Genomic DNA, 21,128 nt, shown 5'->3' with positions numbered 1-21,128 from the left:
GGCGCCGAGGACTATGCTCTGTCCATGGCCCCCACAGTGATGAGCGAACAGGACGTGCGCCGGGTACAGCGGCGTACCGTGGCGCTGCTGGCCGCGGCCCAGGTCTTCGGTGGAATTGGCACGGGCGCCACGGTTTCCATAGGCTCCATCCTCGCCGTTGAGCTCTCGGGCTCCAGCGCGTGGGCCGGTGCAGTGGCAACAGTCATGACCCTCGGCGCCGCCCTGGCGGCGCTGCCGCTGGCCTCACTGGCGGAGCGCAGGGGACGCCGGGTGGGCCAGCTGGCGGGCTTGTCCGCGGCCTTGGTGGGCACCGTGCTGATGGTCCTGGCCGTCGTGACCGGAATCTTCGGCCTGCTGGTGCTGGGTGCGGCCGGCATTGGAGTGGGGACCGCCGCAAGCCTGCAGGCGCGTTTTGCCGCCGTCGACCTTGCCGACGGCGAGCACCGCGGCAGGGCACTGTCAACCGTCGTCTGGGCCGTCACTGTCGGAGCCGTCGCCGGCCCCAACCTGATCCAGCCCGGCACGGTGGTGGGCGCGGCCCTGGGGCTGCCGCCGGTCGCCGGACCGTTCGTCATCTCCGGCGCCGGACTGTTGGTGGCAACCGTCCTCGTTTGGGTCGGACTCCGGCCGGACCCGCTCCTCCTCTCCCGTGAACTGGCCGCACGGGCTGAAGGCCCGGCTGCACCCGGAGTGCCCCAGGCAGGGAGCGTCGCCGCCGCGGCCAACCAGGGCAGCAGGCCGCCCGGATCCCTGGCCCGTGGCATGCGCGCCATCCGCGCCTCACGGATGGCGCTCCTGGCCGTGGCAGCCGTCGTCGCGGCCCATGCCGTCATGGTGGGCGTCATGTCCATGACGCCCCTGCACCTGCAGCACCTGGTGGAAGGCCCCGGCGCATCGCACGCCGGGCATACCGCCTCCGGCGACGTGCTGGTGATCATCGGCTTCACCATCTCTCTGCACATTGCCGGCATGTTCGCCCTGTCACCCGTCATGGGCTGGCTGACGGACAAGGCGGGCAGGACGGAGACCATCATGATTGGCTTCGCCCTGCTGATTACAGCCGTCATCGTGGCGGGCTTCGGCCAGGGCTCCACCACAGCGGTGGCCGTCGGCCTGGTGCTGCTGGGCATGGGCTGGTCGGCCGCCACCGTCTCCGGGTCCACCCTGCTGGCAGAGAGCGTCGGGCAGGATGCCAAAGTTGTGGTGCAGGGCGTGTCCGACATGCTGATGGGGGCAGCCGGGGCTGTGGGCGGGGCTGTCTCCGGCCTGGTCCTGAGCTGGACCGGTTACCTGGGGCTCAACATGCTCGGTGGCGTGGTGGGCGCCTGCGTCCTGGCGGCAGCCTTCCTGACCCTCGTTACCCGGCGGCGGGCGTCAGCGGCGGCCTGACCTGGCCATCCCCAGCAGCCGGGCAAAGATCCCTTCACCGTCGTCGGCGATGCCATCGTGATGGAAGTCGCCCGTTTCCCAGACCTGGAGCCCGCGGACGGCAGCAGCCGTTTCAAGGGACAGCTTCCGGTCCACGTAGATATCGTCCGAGTAGACGGCCGCCGCCACCGGAACCCGGTTTGCGGCGAGCTGCCGGACGTCATAGAGCGGCGTCCAGTCCTGCTTCGCGGCCAGCAGCCCGGCCACCTTGCGGAGGGGACGCAGCGCGGGGTCCTGGTCGAAGTACCAGGGGTAGACCATTTCGCCGGTCAGCAACAGCGGTTCTGCGTCCGGCCGGAACTCCGGGTACTCGTCCAGCACCCGCCAGGCGGACCAGTCCGTCGCCTGGCCCTGGCCGTAGATGGATTCGTGCATCAGGGCGTACAGCGGGTTGGAACGCCGCGAGACGATGCCCTGCATCTGCTCCAGGAAGGGGTCTGAGAGCCGGGGGCCTGCCGCAGTCTCCGTGAAGGCGTCCTCCAGCAGGTAATGCAGGCTGTCCACCCGTGTGTTGCCGCCCAGGAACGCCCCCGCCATTTGGAAGCGCTCCACGGTGAGCGGTCCGCCGTCGGGCAGGAACTCCGGCGTGCTCCGCAGGTGGCGGGCAATCCGTTCCACCATGGCACGGTCCTCCGGGTACCAGCTGAAGTACTCTGCATTCCGCGCCGCCACGCGCTGGAACGTGGCCCGGTAGACGTCATCGGCCGGCCCCGTCAGCGGCGCCAGGCCGCCGGTGATGAGCACTTCCCGCAGTCCCTCCGGGGCGAAGGACAGGTAGGTCAGCGCGCAGAAGCCGCCGTAACTCTGGCCGTAGATGCTCCAGGGCGGTGAGCCCAGCGTTTTCCGGATCAGCTCGGCGTCGGCCACGATCGAATCAGCCCGGAAGTGTTCCAGGTATGCGGCCTGCTCGTCGGCTGACCCGCGCAGCGGCAGGGTGTTCCGGTCCACCGGTGTGGACAGCCCGGTTCCCCGCTGGTCAAGCATCAGGATACGGAAGTCCTTCGCCGCGGCCTTGCTCCAGCCGCCCAGGGAACCGAACCTGTTGCCGCGGCCGCCCGGTCCGCCCTGCAGGAACAGCAGCCAGGGAAGGTTTTGCGCTTCCTCCTCGCTGTGCGCCGCCGATACATACTCGCGGGCGAAGACGGTGATGGTCTCGGGAGTGGCAGCGGACGCCGTGTGGTCCAAAGGCACGGTGAAGTAATGCTCCACTGTGCGCATACCCCGGAAGGCATGCCGTGCCCGGACCTCGTGGCCCGCCGTCGCTCCCTGCCCGGGACGGAACAGGCGTGTGAGGGCCTTGACGGCGGCAGGCTGCCGTACGTCAGCCATTGGCTGCGGCGGGGACAGCGCTGCCGAACTGTTCCAGGGCATCTCCGGTCAGGCGGAAGGTGGACCACCCGTCCATCGGCCTGGCGCCGAGGCTGCGGTAGAAGTTGATGGACGGCTCGTTCCAGTCAAGGACACTCCATTCCACCCGGGCATAGCCGTTCTCCACCGCAATCCCGGCGAGGTGCTGCAGGAGGGCCTTGCCGTGGCCTTCGCCGCGGGCCTCCGGGCTTACGTACAGGTCTTCCAGGTAGATGCCGTGCACACCCTCCCACGTGGAGTAGTTGAGGAACCACAGCGCGAAGCCCTGAACGTCGCCGGCTTCGTTTTCAGCCATGGCGGCGAAGACGCGCGGGTTCTCCCCAAAGAGGACCTGCCGCAGCATTTCCGGGGTGTTGCGGACGGCGTCCGGTTCTTTCTCGTAGTGCGCCAGTTCGTGGATCATCCTCAGGATCGCGGGCACGTCTTGCTCTGTTGCGGGGCGGATTAAGCTCATTGTTCGAGCTTACCGCCGTGGTTGTCGCCGCTGCCGCAGGGCCGCGGCAGCGTCAGAGCCGGTTGACGTCGGTCACCCGCACCACGGCAGTTCCGGTCTCATCCGACGCCGCAAGGTCCACCTCCGCGGAAATGCCCCAGTCGTGGTTTCCTGCGGGATCATCGAAGATCTGCCGTACCTTCAACACTCCGGGTTCCTCGGTAATGATCAGCAGGTTTGGGCCGCGGGAGTCCGGCCCGGTTCCAATGTCGTCATGCTCATCAAAGTAGTCATCGAGAACGTCTTCCCACCGGTCGCGGTCCCAGCCGGAGGCGCCGTCCAGCTCGCCGAGAGCCGCAGCGTCCTCGTCCGCGAACAGTTCCACGCGGCGGAACATCTCGTTGCGGACCATCACCCGGAAGGCCCGGATGTTCGAGGTAAGCGACGGCGGGGGAGGCGGCGGCGCGTCGTGCGGGGTGGGAGCGGCACCGGAGGCCAGTTCCTCCCATTCGTCCAGGAGGCTGGAGTCAACCTGGCGCACCAGTTCGCCCAGCCAGGCAATCAGGTCTTCGAGGTCATCGCGGAGCATGTCCTGGGGAACCGTCTGCCGGAGCGCCTTGAACGCGTCCGCGAGGTACCGCAGCACGATGCCCTCCGAACGGGCCAGACCATAGAACTGCACGAACTCGCCGAAGTTCATGGCACGCTCGAACATGTCCCGCACCACTGACTTGGGCGCCAGCTCAAAGTCGCCCACCCACGGGGCAGCCTTCCGGTATACCTCGAATGCCTCACCGAGGATCTCGGCGAGGGGCTGCGGGTACGTGACCTCGTCCAGCATCGCCATCCGCTGGTCGTACTCGATGCCGTCCGCCTTCATGGCGGCCACCGCTTCGCCGCGGGCCTTCTTCTGCTGGGCGGAAAGGATTTGGCGCGGCTTCTCCAGCGTCGCCTCGATCACGGACACCACGTCCAGGGCGTACGACGGCGACTCCGGGTCAAGAAGCTCCAGTGCGGCAAGTGCGAAGGGGGAAAGCGGCTGGTTGAGCGCGAAGTTCGGCTGCAGGTGCACGGTGAGCCGGACCGTGCGCCCGTCCGCTCCCTGCTGCTCTTCGGGTATCCGCTCCACCACTTCGGCAGCGAGCAGCTCCCGGTAGATGCCCAGCGCCTTCTTCATCAGCCGCAGCTGGGAGGACCGCGGTTCGTGGTTTTCCGTCAGCAGCCGGCGGGCGGCGGCAAACGGATCCCCGGGCCGCTCCATCAGGTTCATGAGCATGGCGTGCGTCACCGTGAAGCTTGAACTCAGCGGATCCGGCACCGACTCCACCAACCGCTTGAACGTTGGCTCACCCCAGGACACAAAACCTTCCGGCGGCTTCTTCTTAACCACTTGGCGCAGCTTTTTCTGGTCGTCGCCGAACTTGGCAACGGCCTTGGCCATCGCTTTGACGTTTTCGGTGACGTGCTCGGGGGCCTGGACCACCACCGTGCCGGCGGTGTCGTATCCCGCGCGGCCGGCACGCCCTGCAATTTGGTGGAACTCACGCGAGTTGAGCAGCCGGGTGCGGACGCCGTCGTACTTGCTGAGGGCGGTGAGCAGCACCGTGCGGATGGGGACGTTGATGCCCACGCCGAGGGTGTCCGTGCCGCAGATGACTTTGAGCAGCCCCGCCTGGGCCAGCTGCTCCACCAGCCGCCGGTACTTGGGCAGCATGCCTGCATGGTGCACGCCGATGCCATGGCGCACCAGCCGGTTGAGGGTCTTGCCAAAGCCGGCGGCGAACCGGAAGTTCGCGATCAGTTCGGCAATTTTGTCCTTCTCCTCGCGGGTGCAGACATTGATGCTCATCAGGTTCTGGGCCCGGTCGATTGCCTCGATCTGGCTGAAGTGCACCACATAGACAGGGACCTGCTTGGTGGCGAGCAGCTCCTCCAGCGTCTCGTGGACCGGGGTCTCGTGGTAGTAGTAATGCAGCGGAATGGGCCGTTCGGCCGAACTCACGGTGGTGGTGGGGCGGCCGGTCAGATCGGTCAGTTCCTTTTCGAACCTCGCCACGTCGCCCAGCGTCGCGGACATCAGCAGGAACTGGGCCTGCGGGAGTTCCAGCAGCGGCACTTGCCAGGCCCAGCCGCGCTGCGGGTCCGAGTAGAAGTGGAACTCGTCCATGATGACTGCGCCCAGCTCGGCTGCGGCACCCTCGCGCAAAGCAGTGTTGGCCAGGATTTCAGCCGTGCAGCAGATGATCGGCGCGTCCTGGTTGACTCCGGAGTCCCCGGTGATCATTCCCACGTTCTCCGCGCCGAAGATCTCGCACAGGGCAAAGAACTTCTCTGACACCAGCGCCTTGATGGGCGCCGTGTAGTAGCTGCGCCTGCCCTGCGCCATGGCCTGGAAATGCGCGGCGATGGCCACCAGGGATTTGCCGGAGCCGGTAGGGGTGGCCAGGATGACGTTGGCCCCGGTGGCCAGTTCCATGATGGCTTCGTCCTGGGCCGGATACAGCGCCAAGCCACGGCTTTCCGTCCACTCGACGAAGCGGGTGTACAGGTCATCGGGGTCGACGGCGGCCTGGAGGTTCCCGGCGGGCAGATGGGTCAGCTGGTCAACGAGTTTCATTGATTTCCAGCTTAGTGCCAGGGCGCGCCGGGAAATCCGTTCCGGCCGGGCTAGGCTTCGCGATAGCAGTGACAGCACCAGACAGTGGAGAAGCCTATGGAATGGGATCCGGCCAAATACGTTCAGTTCGGCGATCACCGGGACCGGCCGTTTTTCGACCTCACCGGAAGGGTCCACGCCGACAGGCCGGCCCGGGTGGTTGACCTGGGCTGCGGCCCGGGGAACCTCACCGCAACGCTCGCCGAACGCTGGCCGGACGCGGAAGTGGTGGGCCTGGACGCCTCGGCGGACATGCTGGCCAGGGCGGCGGACCACGCTGCACGGCGTCCGTCGCTGCATTTTGAGCAGGCGGATATCACCCATTGGACGCCCCCGGCAGGGACGGATGTTGTGGTCAGCAACGCGGCCCTTCAATGGGTGCCCGGGCACCAGGAGTTGATGCGGTCATGGCTGGCCGCACTGCGCCCCGGCGCCTGGTTCGCGCTGCAGGTACCGGGGAACTTTAACGCACCGTCCCATGCGCTGATGCGGGACCTCGCCGCCTCGGAGCGGTGGGCACCGAAACTCCTCGGCGTGCTGCGCGGCGGCGAATCGGTGGGGGAGCCGGCGGATTACCTGGACATCATGCTCGACGCCGGGTGCTCGGCAGACGCCTGGGAAACCACCTACCAGCAGGTGCTGCCAGGTCCGGACCCGGTCCTGGAGTGGGTCCGGGGTACCGCGTTGCGTCCCGTGCTGAATGTGCTCTCACCGGAGGACGGGGCCCAGTTTGAAGCCGAGTATGCTGCGTCCCTGCGCGGGGCATATCCGCAGGGCAGGCACGGCACAATCTATCCTTTCCGCAGGATCTTCGCGGTAGGCCGCAAGAACGAGTGACCGTCGTCCAGTCGCTGGATGATCTCTACTGGACTGGTCATGTTGTTGACGGCGGCTGAATGTGATCTGGCCTACAATGACGAACGTGGCCAATTGGGGGAGGCGACCATCGTTGTCGGCTTTCCTGACCTTACAGGAGGTGCGTTGCTGATCGGATTGATGGGGCGGCTCCTCAAGGGTCATGGATGGCACCTCGCCGCCATCGTGCTCCTGCAGTTGGTCCAGGCCGCCGCGAACCTCCTGCTGCCCACCGTGAACGCCGCGATCATCGACGACGGCATTGTGGCCGGCAACACCGGGGTGATTTCCCGCCTCGGGGTCCTGATGGCGGGCATCGCTGCGGTCCAGGCCGGCGCGGCCATCGGGGCCGGCTACCTTGGGGCTGTAACGGCCATGGGGATGGGGCGCCGGCTCCGGGCGGAGATTTTTTCGAGCATCCAGTCGCTGTCCTCCCAGGAGGTGGCACGCTTCGGGGCGCAGAGCCTGGCCACGCGGGCAACCAACGACACCCAGCAGATCCAGGCATTCGCGGTGCTGGTGTTCACCATGCTGATCGCCGGGCCCGCGATGGGGCTGGGCGGCATTGTCCTCGCCCTGCAGCAGGACGTGGGGCTGTCCGCAGTGGTCATCGTCGTTGTGCCGTTGCTCCTGCTGATCATGTCCCTGATCGTCCGGCGCCTGGTCCCGCTCTACCGACAAGGGCAGGACCTGCTGGACAAGGCGGGCGGCATCCTGCGTGAGCAGATTATCGGTGCCGGGGTGATCCGTTCCTTTGTGCGCCAGGAGCATGAGATTGGGCGCTTCGCGCGGGCGAACAGCAGCCTTACTGCCAACAATCTGCAGTCTGCTCTGCTGGTGGCGGCCATGCTGCCGCTGATCATGCTGGTGGTGAACCTGTCGTCGGTGGCAGTTGTGTGGTTCGGCGGCCAGCGCATCCAGTCGGGCCAGATGAACATTGGTGCGCTCACGGCCTTCATCAGCTACATCATGCAGATCCTGCTGGCCATCATGATGGCCATGTACGTCCTGATGACGGCACCCCGCGCCGCCGCGTGCGCGGAGCGGATCACCGCCGTCCTGGACACCGAACCCTCGGTGCGTGAGTCCGCGGGCCCCCCTGCGCATACCCTTCACGCCGCTCCGGCCGGCTGGCCGGCCGCGTCCGCGCAGCCGGGAACCCTTGAGTTCAGGGGGGTCGGATTTTCCTACCCAGGGGCAGAAGCACCGGTCCTCTCCGGAATCAGCTTTACGGCCATGCCGGGCACCACCACTGCCATCGTGGGATCCACGGGCAGTGGAAAATCAACGCTCCTGAACCTGATCCCGCGTTTCCTTGATTCCACCGAGGGGGAGATCCGGCTGGATGGCGTGAACATTAAGGAGCTGCCGCTGGACACGCTTCGCGGGGCCATGTCCATCGTCCCCCAGCACTCCCATCTGTTTTCGGGCACTATTGCCGACAACCTCCGCATGGCTGCCCCCGACGCATCAGACGAGGAACTCTGGGCAGTCCTGGAGAAGGCGCAGACCATGCGCTTCATGCGCGACCTGCCCTTGGGGCTGGCGACGCCTGTGGGCCAGGGCGGAACCACGCTGTCCGGAGGGCAGCGGCAGCGCCTGTGCATGGCGCGTGCCCTGCTGCGCGCAGCGCCCCTTTATCTCTTTGATGACAGTTTTTCGGCGCTGGACTACGACACGGACACCAGGCTGCGGCAGGCGTTGGACGCGGAACTTGCGTCAGCCACGGTGATTGTTGTGGCAGAGCGTGTTTCGGCTGTGGAGGGCGCACACCTGATCCTGGTGCTCGACGGCGGGCGCATCGTGGCACAGGGGACCCACCACGGGCTGCTGGAAACATCCCGCACGTACCGCGAGATCGCCGAATCGCAGCTGGCACTGGACGGACCGCTGTGACGACGGCCGCCGTCGGGACATCCTCGGACGGGTTCTGGCGCACATCGGGCAGGCTGCTTGGGCTGCTGCGCCCGTTCCGGCACCTCATGCTCGGCGCAGTGGCAGCCACCTGCGCTTTCGCGGGCCTCAACGTGGCAGCTCCGAAGTATCTCGGCGACGCCACCGACGTCGTCGTGAACGGTATCTTCCTGGGCACCACCGACCAGGAACGCCTGGTCATCCTGCTGTCCACTGTGGCGGTGATGTACGTCTTCGCGTCCGTCTTCAACTGGATCCAGGGCGCCCTGACGGCCCGCTCCGTGCAGGGGCTGATGTACGGGCTGCGGGCTGCGGTGGAGGACAAGCTGCACCGCCTGCCGTCCACCTATTTCAGTGAGCGTTCCCGGGGCGATGTCCTGAGCCGGGCAACCAACGACATCGACAACATCTCACAGGCCATGAACCAGCTCCTCACGCAACTGATCATGTCCGTGCTGATGCTGTGCGGATCGCTGGCCATGATGTTGTGGATCTCGCCCATGCTGGCGGCCATAGCTCTTGCCAGCGTGCCCCTCTCCACCTGCATCACCGTTCTCGTTGCGCGCCGGTCACAGGCGCACTTTGAACGGCAGTGGAAGGAAACCGGGGAGCTCAACGCGCACGTTGAGGAGTTCATCACCGGCCACGAAGTCATCAAGGCCTTCGGGCAGCAGTCCCGGGCCGCCGACATTTTCGCCCAAAGCAACCGGCGGCTGGCGCGCGCGGCCACCAAAGCCCAGTACTCGGCCGGGGTGGTCCAGCCCCTGATGGTGCTGATGGCCAACCTGAATTACATCGCCGTTGCAGTTGTCGGCGCTTTGCAGGTCATTGCGGGAGCGATGACCATCGGCGGCATCCAGGCGTTTATCCAGTTCAGCAGGCTCTTCAGCCAGCCCGTCGGGCAGATTGGCGGCCTGCTCAACCTCATCCAGTCATGCGCTGCGTCCGCTGCCCGCGTGTTCGCCCTGCTGGACGCGGAGGAGGACCCCGCGCAAAGGGGCGGGGAGACGCCCGTCCCCGAGGATGGAACCATCGTCTTCGAGGACGTGACCTTCGGGTACCCCGGCTCGCCGCCTGCCGTGCGCAACCTTTCGTTCACCGCGGAGCCGGGACAAACGGTGGCCATCGTCGGCCACACCGGAGCCGGAAAAACCACTGTGGTGAATCTCCTGTTGCGCTTCTGCGAACCGGGTTCGGGCCGAATCACCCTGGGAGGCATTGATACTGCCACCATCTCCACAGACCGGCTGCGGGGGCAGTTCGGGGTGGTGCTCCAGGATGCGTGGCTCTTCGCCGGCACCATCAGGGAGAACATCGCCTACGGGCTGCCCGGTGCCACCGAGGCCGGGATCCTGGCCGCGGCGGAGGCCAGCTACGTGGACCGCTTCGTCCGTTCCCTCCCCGGCGGGTACGACACCGTGCTGGAGAACGGCGGCGAACCCCTCAGCCAGGGCCAGCGGCAACTCATCACCATTGCCCGGGCCGAACTGGCAGGGCGGCCGGTCCTGATCCTGGACGAGGCGACAAGTTCGGTGGACTCCAGGACCGAACTGCTGATCCGGCAGGCAATGCGGCGGCTGCGCCATGGCAGGACGAGCTTCGTGATTGCCCACCGTTTGTCCACGGTGCGGAACGCTGATCTAATCTTGGTCATGGACCACGGACGCATCGTTGAGCAGGGCACCCACCAGAGCCTCCTGGCGGCAAACAGCTACTACGCGCGGCTCTACAACGCCCAGTTCTCCGCCAGTCCCAGGCGTACCGGGGTCCTTGAGGCGGGGCTGTGAAAACCACTCCCGACTTCCCGGGGGACTGGAAACCCAACGCCGGCAGCACCGTGGCTCTGTTTGAACAGCTGCGGCTCCGGATCATCCACCTGGCGGACAGCGGCGCGCTGCCCCCGGGCACCCGGCTTCCCGCCGTCCGGGTCCTTGCGGAGCGCCTGGACGTGGCGCCGCACACTGTCGCCCGGGCCTATAAGGAATTGGAAGCGGCCGGCATTGTTGCCACGCGGGGGAGGAACGGGACCGTGGTGTGTGCACGTGACGAACGCCTCAGCGGGCTCTCCGCAGCTGCCGCGGCCTATGCCGACGCCGCAAAGTCGCAGGGCGCCACGTTCGCGGAAGCGGTGAAGCTGCTCGCGGCAGCCTACGACGCCGGCTGAGCGCGCCGCCGCGTGGATGTTCGAAGAAGTTTTCGATTAGCATTATGGGGTGCCTAAAGCCGTAGCTGAAGAATCCTCCATCCAATCCGCTTCCGTCGCCGTGCCCTCCGCTGCCACACTTCAGCGGCCGGACCTCTCCCGCCTCGTGGTGAAGGGCGCCCGGGAGCACAACCTGCGCAACGTGGACCTCGACCTGCCGCGCGACGCGATGATCGTCTTCACCGGACTCTCCGGCTCCGGCAAGTCCTCCCTCGCGTTCGACACGATCTTCGCCGAAGGCCAGCGCCGCTACGTGGAGTCCCTGTCCGCCTACGCCCGGCAATTCCTCGGCCAGGTGGACAAGCCCGACGTCGACTTCATCGAAGGACTCTCGCCGGCAGTCTCCATCGACCAGAAGTCCACCAGCAAGAACCCGCGCTCCACCGTGGGCACCATCACCGAGATCTACGACTACATGCGGCTCCTCTGGGCACGCGTGGGACGGCCGCACTGCCCGGTCTGTGGTGAGCCGGTGGCCAAGCAGACTCCGCAGCAGATCGTCGACCAGCTCCTGGAGCTCGACGAAGGCACCCGTTTCCAGGTCCTCGCACCGGTGGTGCGTGGACGCAAGGGCGAATTCGTCGATCTCTTCAAGGAGCTCACCGCCAAGGGCTATTCGCGTGCCAGGGTGGACGGCGACCTTGTCCAGCTGAGCGATCCGCCCAAGCTGGGCAAGCAGTTCAAGCACACCATCGAAGTGGTGGTGGACCGCCTCGTGGTCAAGGAAGGCATCAGCCAGCGCCTCACCGACTCCATCGAAACCGCCCTGGGCCTGGCCGAGGGCCGCGTCCTGGCAGAGTTCGTGGACCTTGAGGCGGACGACCCCGCGCGGATCCGCGCCTTCTCCGAAAACCTGGCCTGCCCCAACGAGCATCCGCTTGCCATCGACGAGATCGAGCCACGGTCCTTCTCCTTCAACAACCCTTTCGGCGCCTGCGCCGCCTGCAGCGGCATCGGCACCCGGCTCGAGGTGGATGAGGAACTCATCGTCCCCAACCCCGAGTTGTCCTTGTCCGAGGGCGCCATCGCCCCCTGGTCGCTGGGAACAGCCACCACCGAGTACTGGAACCGGCTCCTGGAGGGCCTCGCCAAGGAACTCGGGTTTTCGATGGACACCCCCTGGGAAAAGCTGGGCAAGGACGTCCGCCAGACCGTCCTGCACGGCAAGGACCACAAAGTGGTGGTGCAGTACCGCAACCGCTTCGGCCGGGAACGCAAGTACAGCACCGGCTTTGAAGGGGCCATCCAGTACGTCCACCGCAAGCACGGCGAGACCGATTCCGACTGGGCCCGCGACCGCTACGAAGAGTACATGCGGCAGATTCCCTGCCCCGCCTGCAATGGCGCGCGCCTCAATCCTGCGTCCCTGTCGGTGCTCATCAACGGCAAGTCCATCGCCGACGTCGCGGCCCTTCCCATGCGCGACTGCGCAGAGTTCCTGAACAACCTGGTCCTGACCGGCCGCGAAGCACAGATCGCACACCAGGTGCTCAAGGAGATTCAGGCACGCCTGACGTTCCTCCTGGACGTGGGGCTGGAATACCTGAACCTGGAACGCCCATCCGCCACTCTCTCCGGCGGCGAGGCGCAGCGCATCCGGCTCGCCACCCAGATCGGCTCGGGCCTGGTGGGCGTGCTTTACGTGCTGGACGAGCCTTCCATCGGGCTGCACCAGCGCGACAACCGGCGCCTTATCGACACCCTTACCCGGCTCCGGGACATGGGCAACACCCTCATCGTCGTGGAACACGACGAGGACACCATCCATGTTGCCGACTGGATCGTGGACATCGGACCGGGCGCCGGTGAACACGGCGGCCAGGTAGTCCACTCCGGCTCCTACAAGGAGCTCCTCGAGAACACCGCATCGCTGACCGGCGATTACCTGTCGGGCCGCAAGAGCATCGAAGTGCCGAAGAAGCGCCGCAAGTACGACAAAAAGCGCGAACTCAAGGTGGTGGGTGCGCGGGAAAACAACCTGGTTAACGTGGACGCGGCGTTCCCGCTTGGCCTCTTCACCGCGGTGACGGGCGTGAGCGGCTCGGGCAAGTCCACCCTTGTCAACGAGATCCTGTACAAGGTGCTGGCCAACAAGCTTAACGGTGCCAAGCAGGTAGCGGGGCGGCACAAGACCATCCGCGGGCTGGAGCACCTGGACAAGGTGGTCCACGTGGACCAGAGCCCCATCGGGCGGACGCCCCGCTCCAACCCCGCCACCTACACCGGCGTGTTCGACAACATCCGCAAGCTCTTCGCGGAGACCACCGAAGCCAAGGTCCGGGGCTACCTTCCCGGCCGCTTCTCCTTCAACGTCAAGGGCGGCCGGTGCGAAGCCTGCTCCGGTGACGGCACACTGAAGATCGAGATGAACTTCCTGCCGGACGTCTACGTCCCGTGCGAGGTATGCCACGGTGCGCGCTACAACAGGGAAACCCTGGAAGTGCACTACAAGGGCAAAACCATCGCGGATGTCCTCAACATGCCCATCGAGGAGGGCGCCGAGTTCTTTGCGGCGTTCTCGCCCATCGCACGGCACCTGAACACGCTCGTGGACGTGGGCCTGGGGTACGTCCGGCTCGGCCAGCCCGCCACCACGCTTTCCGGCGGTGAGGCGCAGCGCGTCAAGCTGGCGGCTGAACTGCAGAAGCGGTCCAACGGCCGCAGCGTGTACGTCCTGGACGAGCCCACCACCGGCCTGCACTTCGAGGACATCCGCAAGCTGCTGATGGTCCTGCAGGGGCTGGTGGACAAAGGCAACACGGTCATCACCATCGAGCACAACCTGGATGTCATCAAGAGCGCGGACTGGATCGTGGATCTTGGGCCCGACGGCGGCTCCGGCGGCGGCCAGGTCGTTGCCACCGGCACGCCGGAGCAGGTAGCCACCTCCACCACCAGCCACACGGCCACCTTCCTGGCCGAAATCCTGGGCTAAGGCAGGAGAAGTATTCCGCTGCAGGCATGCGAGTTTCAGGCACTGCTTCTGTCGTGAGAAACTAACCCGGTGACTTCAACAACAGTGCCCGTGATCTTTGACCTGGACGGCACTCTTGTCGATCCGGCCGGTGGGATAACAGACGGAATCGCCTCAGCCCTCCGCGGGCTGGGGCTTCCCGTCCCCGGCCAGGACCTGCTCGAGGCGATGATCGGCCCGAAGCTGAGCGATTCGCTCCTCAACGTCGCCAAGGTGCCGGCCGGCCTCCTGGACGAGGTCATCCGGCGCTACCGGGAGTACTACGTGGCCACCGGCATCGCCCAGAGCCGGCTTTACCCGGGCATCCTGGAACTGCTGAAGGCCTACGCTGCCGCTGGCCGGCCGGTGGCTGTCGCAACCCAAAAGCCGCAGAACCTGGCCCGGACGGTCCTGGCCCACCACGGCATTGACGGACTGTTCCTCAGCATCCGCGGCTCCGCGGATGACGAAACGGCCGTGGACGGTGTTCCCCTGGGGAAGACCGAGATCATTGCCGCAGCACTGCGGGACCTCGAGACCCAGCACGCAATCATGGTGGGGGACCGGGCGCAGGACGTCTCCGGGGCCATCGCCAACGGGCTCGACTGCATCGGCGTGGCGTGGGGGTTTGCGCCCGACGGCGAACTGGAGGCCGCCGGTTCAGTTGCGGTCGTCAGCACTGCCGAAGAACTGGCACAGGCCATCGACCGGCTGCAGGGCATCCACAGCGCGGCCATGAGCGAGGTGACAAACGATGGAAATGTTTGAAGCCGTCCGCTGGACCACCCGCACCCTGATCGCCGGCACCTGCCGGCCATCCGTCGTCGGCATTGAAAACGTCCCCACCGACGGGCCGTTCATCGTCGCTCCCAACCACCTGTCCTTTTTTGACAGTGTCATCGTGCAGGCACTGATGCCCCGCCCGGTGGCCTTTTTCGCGAAGGCCGAATACTTCACCACCGGCGGCGTCAAGGGCAAGGCCATGAAGGCCTTCTTCGAATCGGTGGGGTCCATTCCCGTGGAACGCGGCGAGCAGGCCGCCAGTGTCCAGGCGCTCAAAACCCTGATGGACATCCTGGAATCCGGCCGGGGAATCGGCATCTACCCGGAAGGCACCCGCTCCCGCGACGGCATCCTGTACCGCGGACGCACGGGTGTGGGATGGCTGGCGCTGACCACCGGGGCGCCTGTGATCCCGGTGGGCCTGATCGGGACGGAAAACCTGCAGCGGGCAGGCGAGAAGGGCGTGCGGCCGCAGCACTTCACCATGAAGGTGGGCGAGCCGCTCTACTTCGACAAGACCGGGCCGGACCACTCGCTGCCTGCGCGGCGCGAAGTGACGGACCGGATCATGGATGCCATCGCCGGACTCAGCGGGCAGGAACGGTCCACCAGCTACAACCAGAGCAAGGTCATCGAGTAGGCCCTGCCAACGGGGTGCCCGTCAGCGGCACGGCAAAGCCATCGGCCGCGGATCAGTAGACTATATAGGTGGCAAATCCAGCGAGTTACAGGCCCAGGACGGGTGAGATTCCCACCAACCCCGGGGTTTACCGGTTCCGTGATCCCCACGGCCGGGTCATTTACGTGGGCAAGGCGAAGAGCCTCAGATCGCGGCTGAACTCCTACTTCGCCAACCCTGCCGGGCTGCTGCCGAAAACCTACGCCATGGTCCATGCCGCCAGCAGCGTGGAATGGACGGTGGTGGGCAGCGAGCTGGAGTCGCTGCAGCTGGAATACACCTGGATCAAGGAATTCAAACCGCGGTTCAACGTGGTGTTCCGGGACGACAAAACCTACCCCTACCTCGCAGTGACCATGGGGGAGAAGTACCCGCGCGTCCAGGTGATGCGCGGTGACAAGAAAAAGGGCACCCGCTACTTCGGCCCTTACACCGCGGGCGCCATCCGGGAAACCATGGACACCCTGCTCCGGGTCTTCCCGGTGCGCAGCTGCAGCGCCGGCGTCTTCAAACGGGCCCAGGCCAGCGGGCGCCCGTGCCTGCTGGGCTACATCGACAAATGCGCCGCACCCTGCGTGGGCCGCATCTCGCCGGAGGACCACCGGGCCCTGGCGGAGGACTTCTGCGCCTTCATGGGCGGGGAGGCCAAGCGCTTCATCGCCAAGCTGGAAAAGCGGATGGCAGAAGCGGTGGCTGAACTCGACTACGAGCATGCAGCCAGGATCCGCGATGACATCACTGCCCTGCGCAAGGTCTTCGAACGCAACGCCGTGGTGCTCGCGGAGGACACCGACGCCGACATCTTCGCCCTGCACGAGGACGAATTGGAAGCCGCCGTGCAGGTGTTCCACGTCCGCGGCGGCAGGATCCGCGGCCAGCGCGGCTGGGTCGTGGAAAAAGTGGAGGATTCCACCACCCCGGACCTCGTGGAGCACCTCCTGCAGCAGGTCTATGGCGGCGACGGCGACAGCCACGGCCGGCTGCCCCGCGAAGTGCTGGTTCCGGTGGAGCCCAGCAACACCGGGGAGCTGGCGGAGTGGCTTGCCGGCATCCGGGGCGCCAAAGTGGACATCCGGGTCCCGCAGCGCGGCGACAAGGCAGCGCTGATGTCCACGGTGCGTGAAAACGCAGAGCATGCGCTGAAACTCCACAAGACCCGCCGGGCAGGAGACCTGACCGTCAGGTCGCAGGCGCTCCAGGAACTTCAGGAAGCGCTGGACCTGCCTGTGCCGCTGCTGCGCATCGAATGCTTCGACGTTTCGCACGTCCAGGGAACCAACGTGGTGGCCTCCATGGTGGTGGTGGAGGACGGTCTGCCCAAGAAGTCCGATTACCGCAAGTTCTCCGTCACCGGAGCAGCAGCCGCGGACGATACCGCCGCCATGCACGACGTCCTGACGCGGCGGTTCCGCCACTACCTGCAGGACAAGTCCGCGCAGGTGGACGAGTCCGCGCTCAACCCGGAGCCCCTGAGCCCTGAACCGCTGGGCGCTGAAGCGCCGGCCACCGAACCAACTAGGGCACCGGCACCCGAAGGCACCGTACTGGACAGCACCACCCCGGCACCGCGTGCAAAGTTCGCCTACCCGCCCAACCTGGTGGTGGTGGACGGCGGCAAGCCGCAGGTCAACGCGGCAGCGCGCGCCCTCGCGGACCTTGGCATCGATGACGTCTACGTTGTGGGCCTGGCCAAGCGCCTCGAAGAGGTCTGGCTTCCGGACAGCGACTTCCCGGTCATCCTTCCCCGCACCTCGCAGGGCCTCTACCTGCTGCAGCGCATCCGCGACGAAGCCCACCGCTTCGCGATCACGTTCCACCGGCAGAAGCGCGGAAAGGCCATGACGGTCTCCGCGCTGGACGGCGTGCCGGGGCTGGGCGCGTCCAAGCGGAAGGCCCTGCTCGCCCATTTCGGGTCCGTCAAGGGCGTCAAGGCCGCCACCGCAGAGGAACTTTCCCAGGCGAAGGGCATCGGACCGGCACTGGCCGGCGCCATCGTGACCCATTTTTCTGCCGAGGGTCCGGCCGCAGCCACGGTACCGGCCATCAACATGACCACCGGCGAAATCATCGAAACTTAGCTAGGGTAAAGAGCGGGGTTTCCGCCAGTGCGGCCGCCCCGCGTGACAACAACAGAAACGGGGCGTACTTAATGGCAGACACGACGGCGGAATCCGGAGCCGGGCTTGACGGGATGCAGCCCGTAAAGCCGCTCGAAGCGGAGCTGCTGGTGGTCACCGGGATGTCCGGCGCCGGACGGAGTACAGCCGCTGACGCCCTCGAGGACCACGGCTGGTACGTCGTGGAGAACCTGCCGCCGCAGATGCTGGGGACGCTGGCCGAACTCGTCTCGCACGCCCCACAGTCCATCCCGCGCCTGGCCGTGGTGATCGACGTCCGCAGCAAGGGCCTCTTCGCGGACATCCGCGCTGCCCTGGGAGCCCTCGCCGCCAGCGGCGTCACCTTCCGCGTACTGTTCCTAGACGCCAGCGACAACGTCCTGGTCCGCCGCTTCGAGCAGGGGCGCCGGCCCCACCCGCTGCAGGGCGGCGGACGCATCCTCGACGGCATCGCGGCGGAACGCGAGCTGCTCCAGGAACTGCGCGACAGCTCCGACGTCGTGCTGGACACCTCCGGCTACAACGTCCACGGCCTCGCCACGGCCATCACGGAACTGTTCAGCGAAACCGGCCCGGTAGCCCTCCGCCTCAACATCATGAGCTTCGGCTTCAAGTACGGCCTGCCCGTCGATTCCAACTACGTGGCGGACGTCCGGTTCATCCCCAACCCGCACTGGGTGCCGCAGCTGCGCCCGCACACCGGGCTGGACAAGGACGTCAGCGACTACGTCCTCGAGGCCGAGGGCGTCAAGAACTTCGTGGACCGCTACGTCATGGCCCTCGAGCCCGTCCTGGACGGCTACCGCCGGGAAAACAAGCACTACGCCACCATTGCCGTGGGCTGCACGGGAGGGAAGCACCGCTCCGTGGCCGTCGCCGTCGAACTTTCCAAGAAGCTGGCGCAATACCCGCGGGTCACGGTGACCACCACGCACCGGGATCTGGGCCGCGAATAATGGCCCTGTTCACCGGCGCACTGCCGTTGGTCCCGCCTGCCTCCGGGACAGCGGCGGCGCAGCAGGACAAAGGCCCCAATGTGGTCGCCCTCGGCGGCGGGCACGGCCTGGCCGCCTCCCTTTCGGCGCTGCGCCTGCTCACCTCCCAGCTCACCGCCATCGTGACGGTGGCGGACGACGGCGGCTCTTCCGGGCGTCTGCGCGAGGAGTACGGCGTCCTCCCGCCCGGTGACCTGCGCATGGCGCTGTCAGCCCTTTGCGACGACACGGACTGGGGACGCACCTGGCGCGACGTCATGCAGCACCGCTTCCGTCCCGGCAACGGCCCCGGCGGCTCCCTGGACGAGCACGCCATGGGGAACCTGCTCATCGTCACCCTCTGGGAACTGCTCGGCGACGCCGTCGCCGGCCTCAAGTGGGCCGGTGCACTGCTCGGCGCGCGCGGCCAGGTGCTGCCCATGTCCACCGTGCCGCTGACCATCGAAGGGGATGTCCGGGTCACCGCACCCGACGGCGAATCCGTGCTGCAGACAATCCACGGGCAGGCACGGTGCGCCGTTGCAGGTTCCCTGGAGCAGGTGAGGCTCCTGCCGGAAGCCGCCCCGGCCTGCACCGAAGCACTCACGGCCATCGAACTCGCGGACTGGGTCATCCTGGGCCCGGGCTCCTGGTACACCTCCGTGCTCCCGCACCTGCTCCTGCCCGAAATGCGGCAGGCGCTGTGCCACACCCCAGCCAAACGCTGCCTCACCATGAACCTCGCCACGGACACCAAAGAAACGTCGGGCATGACGGCCGCCGACCACCTCCACGTGCTGCGCCGTTACGCTCCGGAATTCAGCGTGGACGTCGTCCTGGCGGATCCCGCCTCCGTTCCGGACCGGCAGGAGTTCGAGAAGGCAGCCGCGATGATCGGCGCCGAGGTGGTCTTGGGTAAAGTAGGGGCGTCGGTTCGCCGGCCCGTCCATGACCCCCTGCGTCTGGCGACGGCGTACCAGGACATTTTTGGGAACAGTTAGGAAGGTGCCATGGCACTGACAGCATCGGTCAAGGAAGAACTGTCCCGTCTGGACATCAAGAAGTCATCAGTGCGCAAGGCGGAAGTTTCCGCGATGCTCCGCTTCGCAGGCGGACTCCACATCATTTCCGGCCGGATCGTCATCGAGGCCGAAGTGGACCTCGCGTCCACCGCGCGGCGGCTGCGGTCGGCCATTGCCGAGGTCTACGGACACCAGAGCGAGATCATCGTAGTCTCGGCGGGCGGGCTGCGGCGCGCCAGCAGGTATGTGGTCCGGGTAGTGCGCGACGGCGAGGCGCTGGCCCGGCAGACCGGCCTCCTGGACGGCCGCGGCCGCCCCGTGCGCGGGTTGCCGTCCGCCGTCGTCAACGGTTCGGCAGCGGATGCGGAGGCCGTCTGGCGCGGCGCCTTCCTGGCGCACGGCTCACTCACCGAACCCGGCCGCTCCTCCTCCCTGGAGGTCACCTGCCCCGGCCCCGAATCAGCCCTGGCACTTGTGGGCGCCGCCCGCCGGCTGGACATCCAGGCCAAGGCGCGCGAAGTCAGGGGAGTGGACCGCGTTGTCATCCGCGACGGCGACACCATCGCCGCCCTCCTCACCCGCATGGGTGCCCACGACGCACTGATGGTCTGGGAGGAACGGCGGATGCGCAAGGAAGTCCGGGCCACCGCCAACCGCCTCGCCAACTTCGATGACGCCAACCTGCGCCGCTCGGCACAGGCGGCCGTCGCGGCGGGCGCGCGCGTGGACCGGGCCCTTGAGATCCTCGGCGACGACGTTCCCGAGCACCTGAAATACGCGGGCGAACTGCGCGTTGCCCACAAACAGGCCAGCCTGGACGAACTGGGGCGGCTGGCCGATCCCGTCATGACCAAGGACGCCATCGCAGGACGGATCCGCCGTCTCCTGGCGATGGCGGACAAGCGGGCCCTTGACCTTGGCATACCCGGAACCGATGCCAATGTGACGCCCGAAATGCTCGACGAGTGAGCGCCCCATAGAATCAAAAATAATTCCGGGCGCCCGCCGTCCGGATGCACAATCCGAGAGTTACCACCCGGACCGAGTGTCCACGATATTGGAGGATTTTGTGACCGAGTACGTTTTGCCGGAACTCAGCTACGACTACGCCGCCCTCGAACCGCACATTTCCGCGCGGATCATGGAGCTGCACCACAGCAAGCACCACGCAGCCTACGTGGCAGGCGCCAACAACGCCCTGGCACAGCTGGCTGAAGCCCGCGAAAAGGGCGACTTCGCCAACATCAACCGGCTCTCCAAGGACCTCGCGTTCCACACCGGCGGCCACGTCAACCACTCCGTATTCTGGAACAACCTCTCCCCGGACGGCGGCGACAAGCCCGAAGGTGAGCTGGCTGCAGCCATCGATGACGCCTTCGGCTCCTTCGACGCGTTCCGTGCACAGTTCTCCGCAGCTGCCCTGGGCCTGCAGGGTTCGGGCTGGGGCTTCCTGGCCTACGAGCCCATCGGTGGCAACCTGGTCATCGAGCAGCTGTACGACCAGCAGGGCAACGTGGCGCTGGGCACCACCCCGCTGCTGATGCTCGACATGTGGGAGCACGCCTTCTACCTGGACTACGTCAACGTCAAGGCTGACTACGTCAAGGCGTTCTGGAACATCGTCAACTGGGCCGACGTCGCCAAGCGGTTCGAGGCAGCACGCAGCAACGCCACGGGACTCATCACCGTACGGTAGTGAGCACCGCCACACGCGTGTGTAACAAACTTCACATTCGGACTTAA

Annotated in this window: 16 protein-coding genes; 13 read left to right on the top strand and 3 right to left on the bottom strand. The window is 66.5% G+C overall.

Features of this window, described 5'->3' with window-relative positions:
• The first annotated feature begins 24 nt into the window (after positions 1 to 24).
• Complete coding sequence (locus P2Q66_RS21360) at positions 25 to 1,389, top strand: MFS transporter (RefSeq protein ID WP_275731366.1); 1,365 nt, start codon at positions 25 to 27, stop codon at positions 1,387 to 1,389.
• Here P2Q66_RS21360 and P2Q66_RS21355 read toward each other — a convergent pair.
• The 3 genes from P2Q66_RS21355 to P2Q66_RS21345 form a co-directional block, all read right to left on the bottom strand.
• Entirely contained in the window at positions 1,375 to 2,646 is a 1,272-nt protein-coding gene (locus P2Q66_RS21355; RefSeq protein WP_275731363.1) for an alpha/beta fold hydrolase, read from the bottom strand. The genes P2Q66_RS21360 and P2Q66_RS21355 overlap by 15 nt on opposite strands.
• Positions 2,647 to 2,749: 103 nt before the next feature.
• Entirely contained in the window at positions 2,750 to 3,250 is a 501-nt protein-coding gene (locus P2Q66_RS21350) for a GNAT family N-acetyltransferase (protein WP_275731356.1), read from the bottom strand.
• A gap of 52 nt (positions 3,251 to 3,302) precedes the next feature.
• Positions 3,303 to 5,846, bottom strand: coding sequence for a DEAD/DEAH box helicase (locus P2Q66_RS21345; RefSeq protein WP_275731355.1), 2,544 nt, complete (start codon positions 5,844 to 5,846; stop codon positions 3,303 to 3,305).
• A gap of 96 nt (positions 5,847 to 5,942) precedes the next feature.
• Here P2Q66_RS21345 and P2Q66_RS21340 point away from each other — a divergent pair, with 96 nt between their 5' ends.
• From P2Q66_RS21340 to P2Q66_RS21285, 12 genes are all read left to right on the top strand, one after another.
• The gene (locus tag P2Q66_RS21340; protein ID WP_275731352.1) at positions 5,943 to 6,722 is read left to right on the top strand and encodes a trans-aconitate 2-methyltransferase; all 780 of its coding nucleotides are present in this window, start codon (positions 5,943 to 5,945) and stop codon (positions 6,720 to 6,722) included.
• Positions 6,723 to 6,881: 159 nt separating this feature from the next.
• Positions 6,882 to 8,636: an ABC transporter ATP-binding protein gene (locus tag P2Q66_RS21335; RefSeq protein ID WP_275731361.1), complete on the top strand. Its 1,755-nt coding sequence runs from the start codon at positions 6,882 to 6,884 to the stop codon at positions 8,634 to 8,636.
• Between the two features lie 86 nt (positions 8,637 to 8,722).
• Positions 8,723 to 10,441 (top strand): ABC transporter ATP-binding protein, encoded by a 1,719-nt coding sequence (locus tag P2Q66_RS21330; RefSeq protein ID WP_275731358.1) that lies wholly within the window; start codon positions 8,723 to 8,725, stop codon positions 10,439 to 10,441.
• On the top strand, positions 10,438 to 10,818 hold the full coding sequence (locus P2Q66_RS21325; protein WP_275731351.1) for a GntR family transcriptional regulator: 381 nt from the start codon (positions 10,438 to 10,440) through the stop codon (positions 10,816 to 10,818). Before P2Q66_RS21330 ends, P2Q66_RS21325 begins: the two co-directional genes overlap by 4 nt.
• 49 nt (positions 10,819 to 10,867) lie before the next feature.
• On the top strand, positions 10,868 to 13,792 hold the full coding sequence (uvrA, locus tag P2Q66_RS21320; RefSeq protein WP_275731349.1) for an excinuclease ABC subunit UvrA: 2,925 nt from the start codon (positions 10,868 to 10,870) through the stop codon (positions 13,790 to 13,792).
• A gap of 69 nt (positions 13,793 to 13,861) precedes the next feature.
• Positions 13,862 to 14,578 carry an HAD hydrolase-like protein gene (locus P2Q66_RS21315; RefSeq protein ID WP_275731347.1) on the top strand — a complete coding sequence of 239 codons (717 nt, stop codon included), beginning with the start codon at positions 13,862 to 13,864 and terminating at the stop codon, positions 14,576 to 14,578.
• A complete protein-coding gene (locus P2Q66_RS21310; protein ID WP_275731346.1) occupies positions 14,565 to 15,233 on the top strand; it encodes a lysophospholipid acyltransferase family protein in 669 nt (222 codons plus the stop codon). The genes P2Q66_RS21315 and P2Q66_RS21310 overlap by 14 nt, the downstream gene beginning before the upstream one ends.
• A 68-nt stretch (positions 15,234 to 15,301) precedes the next feature.
• Positions 15,302 to 17,350: an excinuclease ABC subunit UvrC gene (gene uvrC, locus P2Q66_RS21305; RefSeq protein WP_275731345.1), complete on the top strand. Its 2,049-nt coding sequence runs from the start codon at positions 15,302 to 15,304 to the stop codon at positions 17,348 to 17,350.
• A gap of 71 nt (positions 17,351 to 17,421) precedes the next feature.
• Complete coding sequence (gene rapZ, locus P2Q66_RS21300) at positions 17,422 to 18,345, top strand: RNase adapter RapZ (RefSeq protein WP_079596037.1); 924 nt, start codon at positions 17,422 to 17,424, stop codon at positions 18,343 to 18,345.
• Entirely contained in the window at positions 18,345 to 19,364 is a 1,020-nt protein-coding gene (gene yvcK, locus P2Q66_RS21295; protein ID WP_079596038.1) for a uridine diphosphate-N-acetylglucosamine-binding protein YvcK, read from the top strand. The genes rapZ and yvcK overlap by 1 nt, the downstream gene beginning before the upstream one ends.
• A 9-nt stretch (positions 19,365 to 19,373) precedes the next feature.
• Complete coding sequence (whiA, locus tag P2Q66_RS21290; protein ID WP_079596039.1) at positions 19,374 to 20,354, top strand: DNA-binding protein WhiA; 981 nt, start codon at positions 19,374 to 19,376, stop codon at positions 20,352 to 20,354.
• 100 nt (positions 20,355 to 20,454) lie between these two features.
• Complete coding sequence (locus tag P2Q66_RS21285) at positions 20,455 to 21,081, top strand: superoxide dismutase (protein ID WP_115523408.1); 627 nt, start codon at positions 20,455 to 20,457, stop codon at positions 21,079 to 21,081.
• Positions 21,082 to 21,128: the final 47 nt, after the last annotated feature.

Origin of the sequence: Arthrobacter sp. Cr_A7 (genome assembly GCF_029222765.1) — a bacterium.
GTDB lineage: Bacteria > Actinomycetota > Actinomycetes > Actinomycetales > Micrococcaceae > Arthrobacter.
The sequence above is the reverse complement of the archived record's forward strand: the minus strand, read 5'-3'. Positions and strand labels throughout refer to the sequence as shown.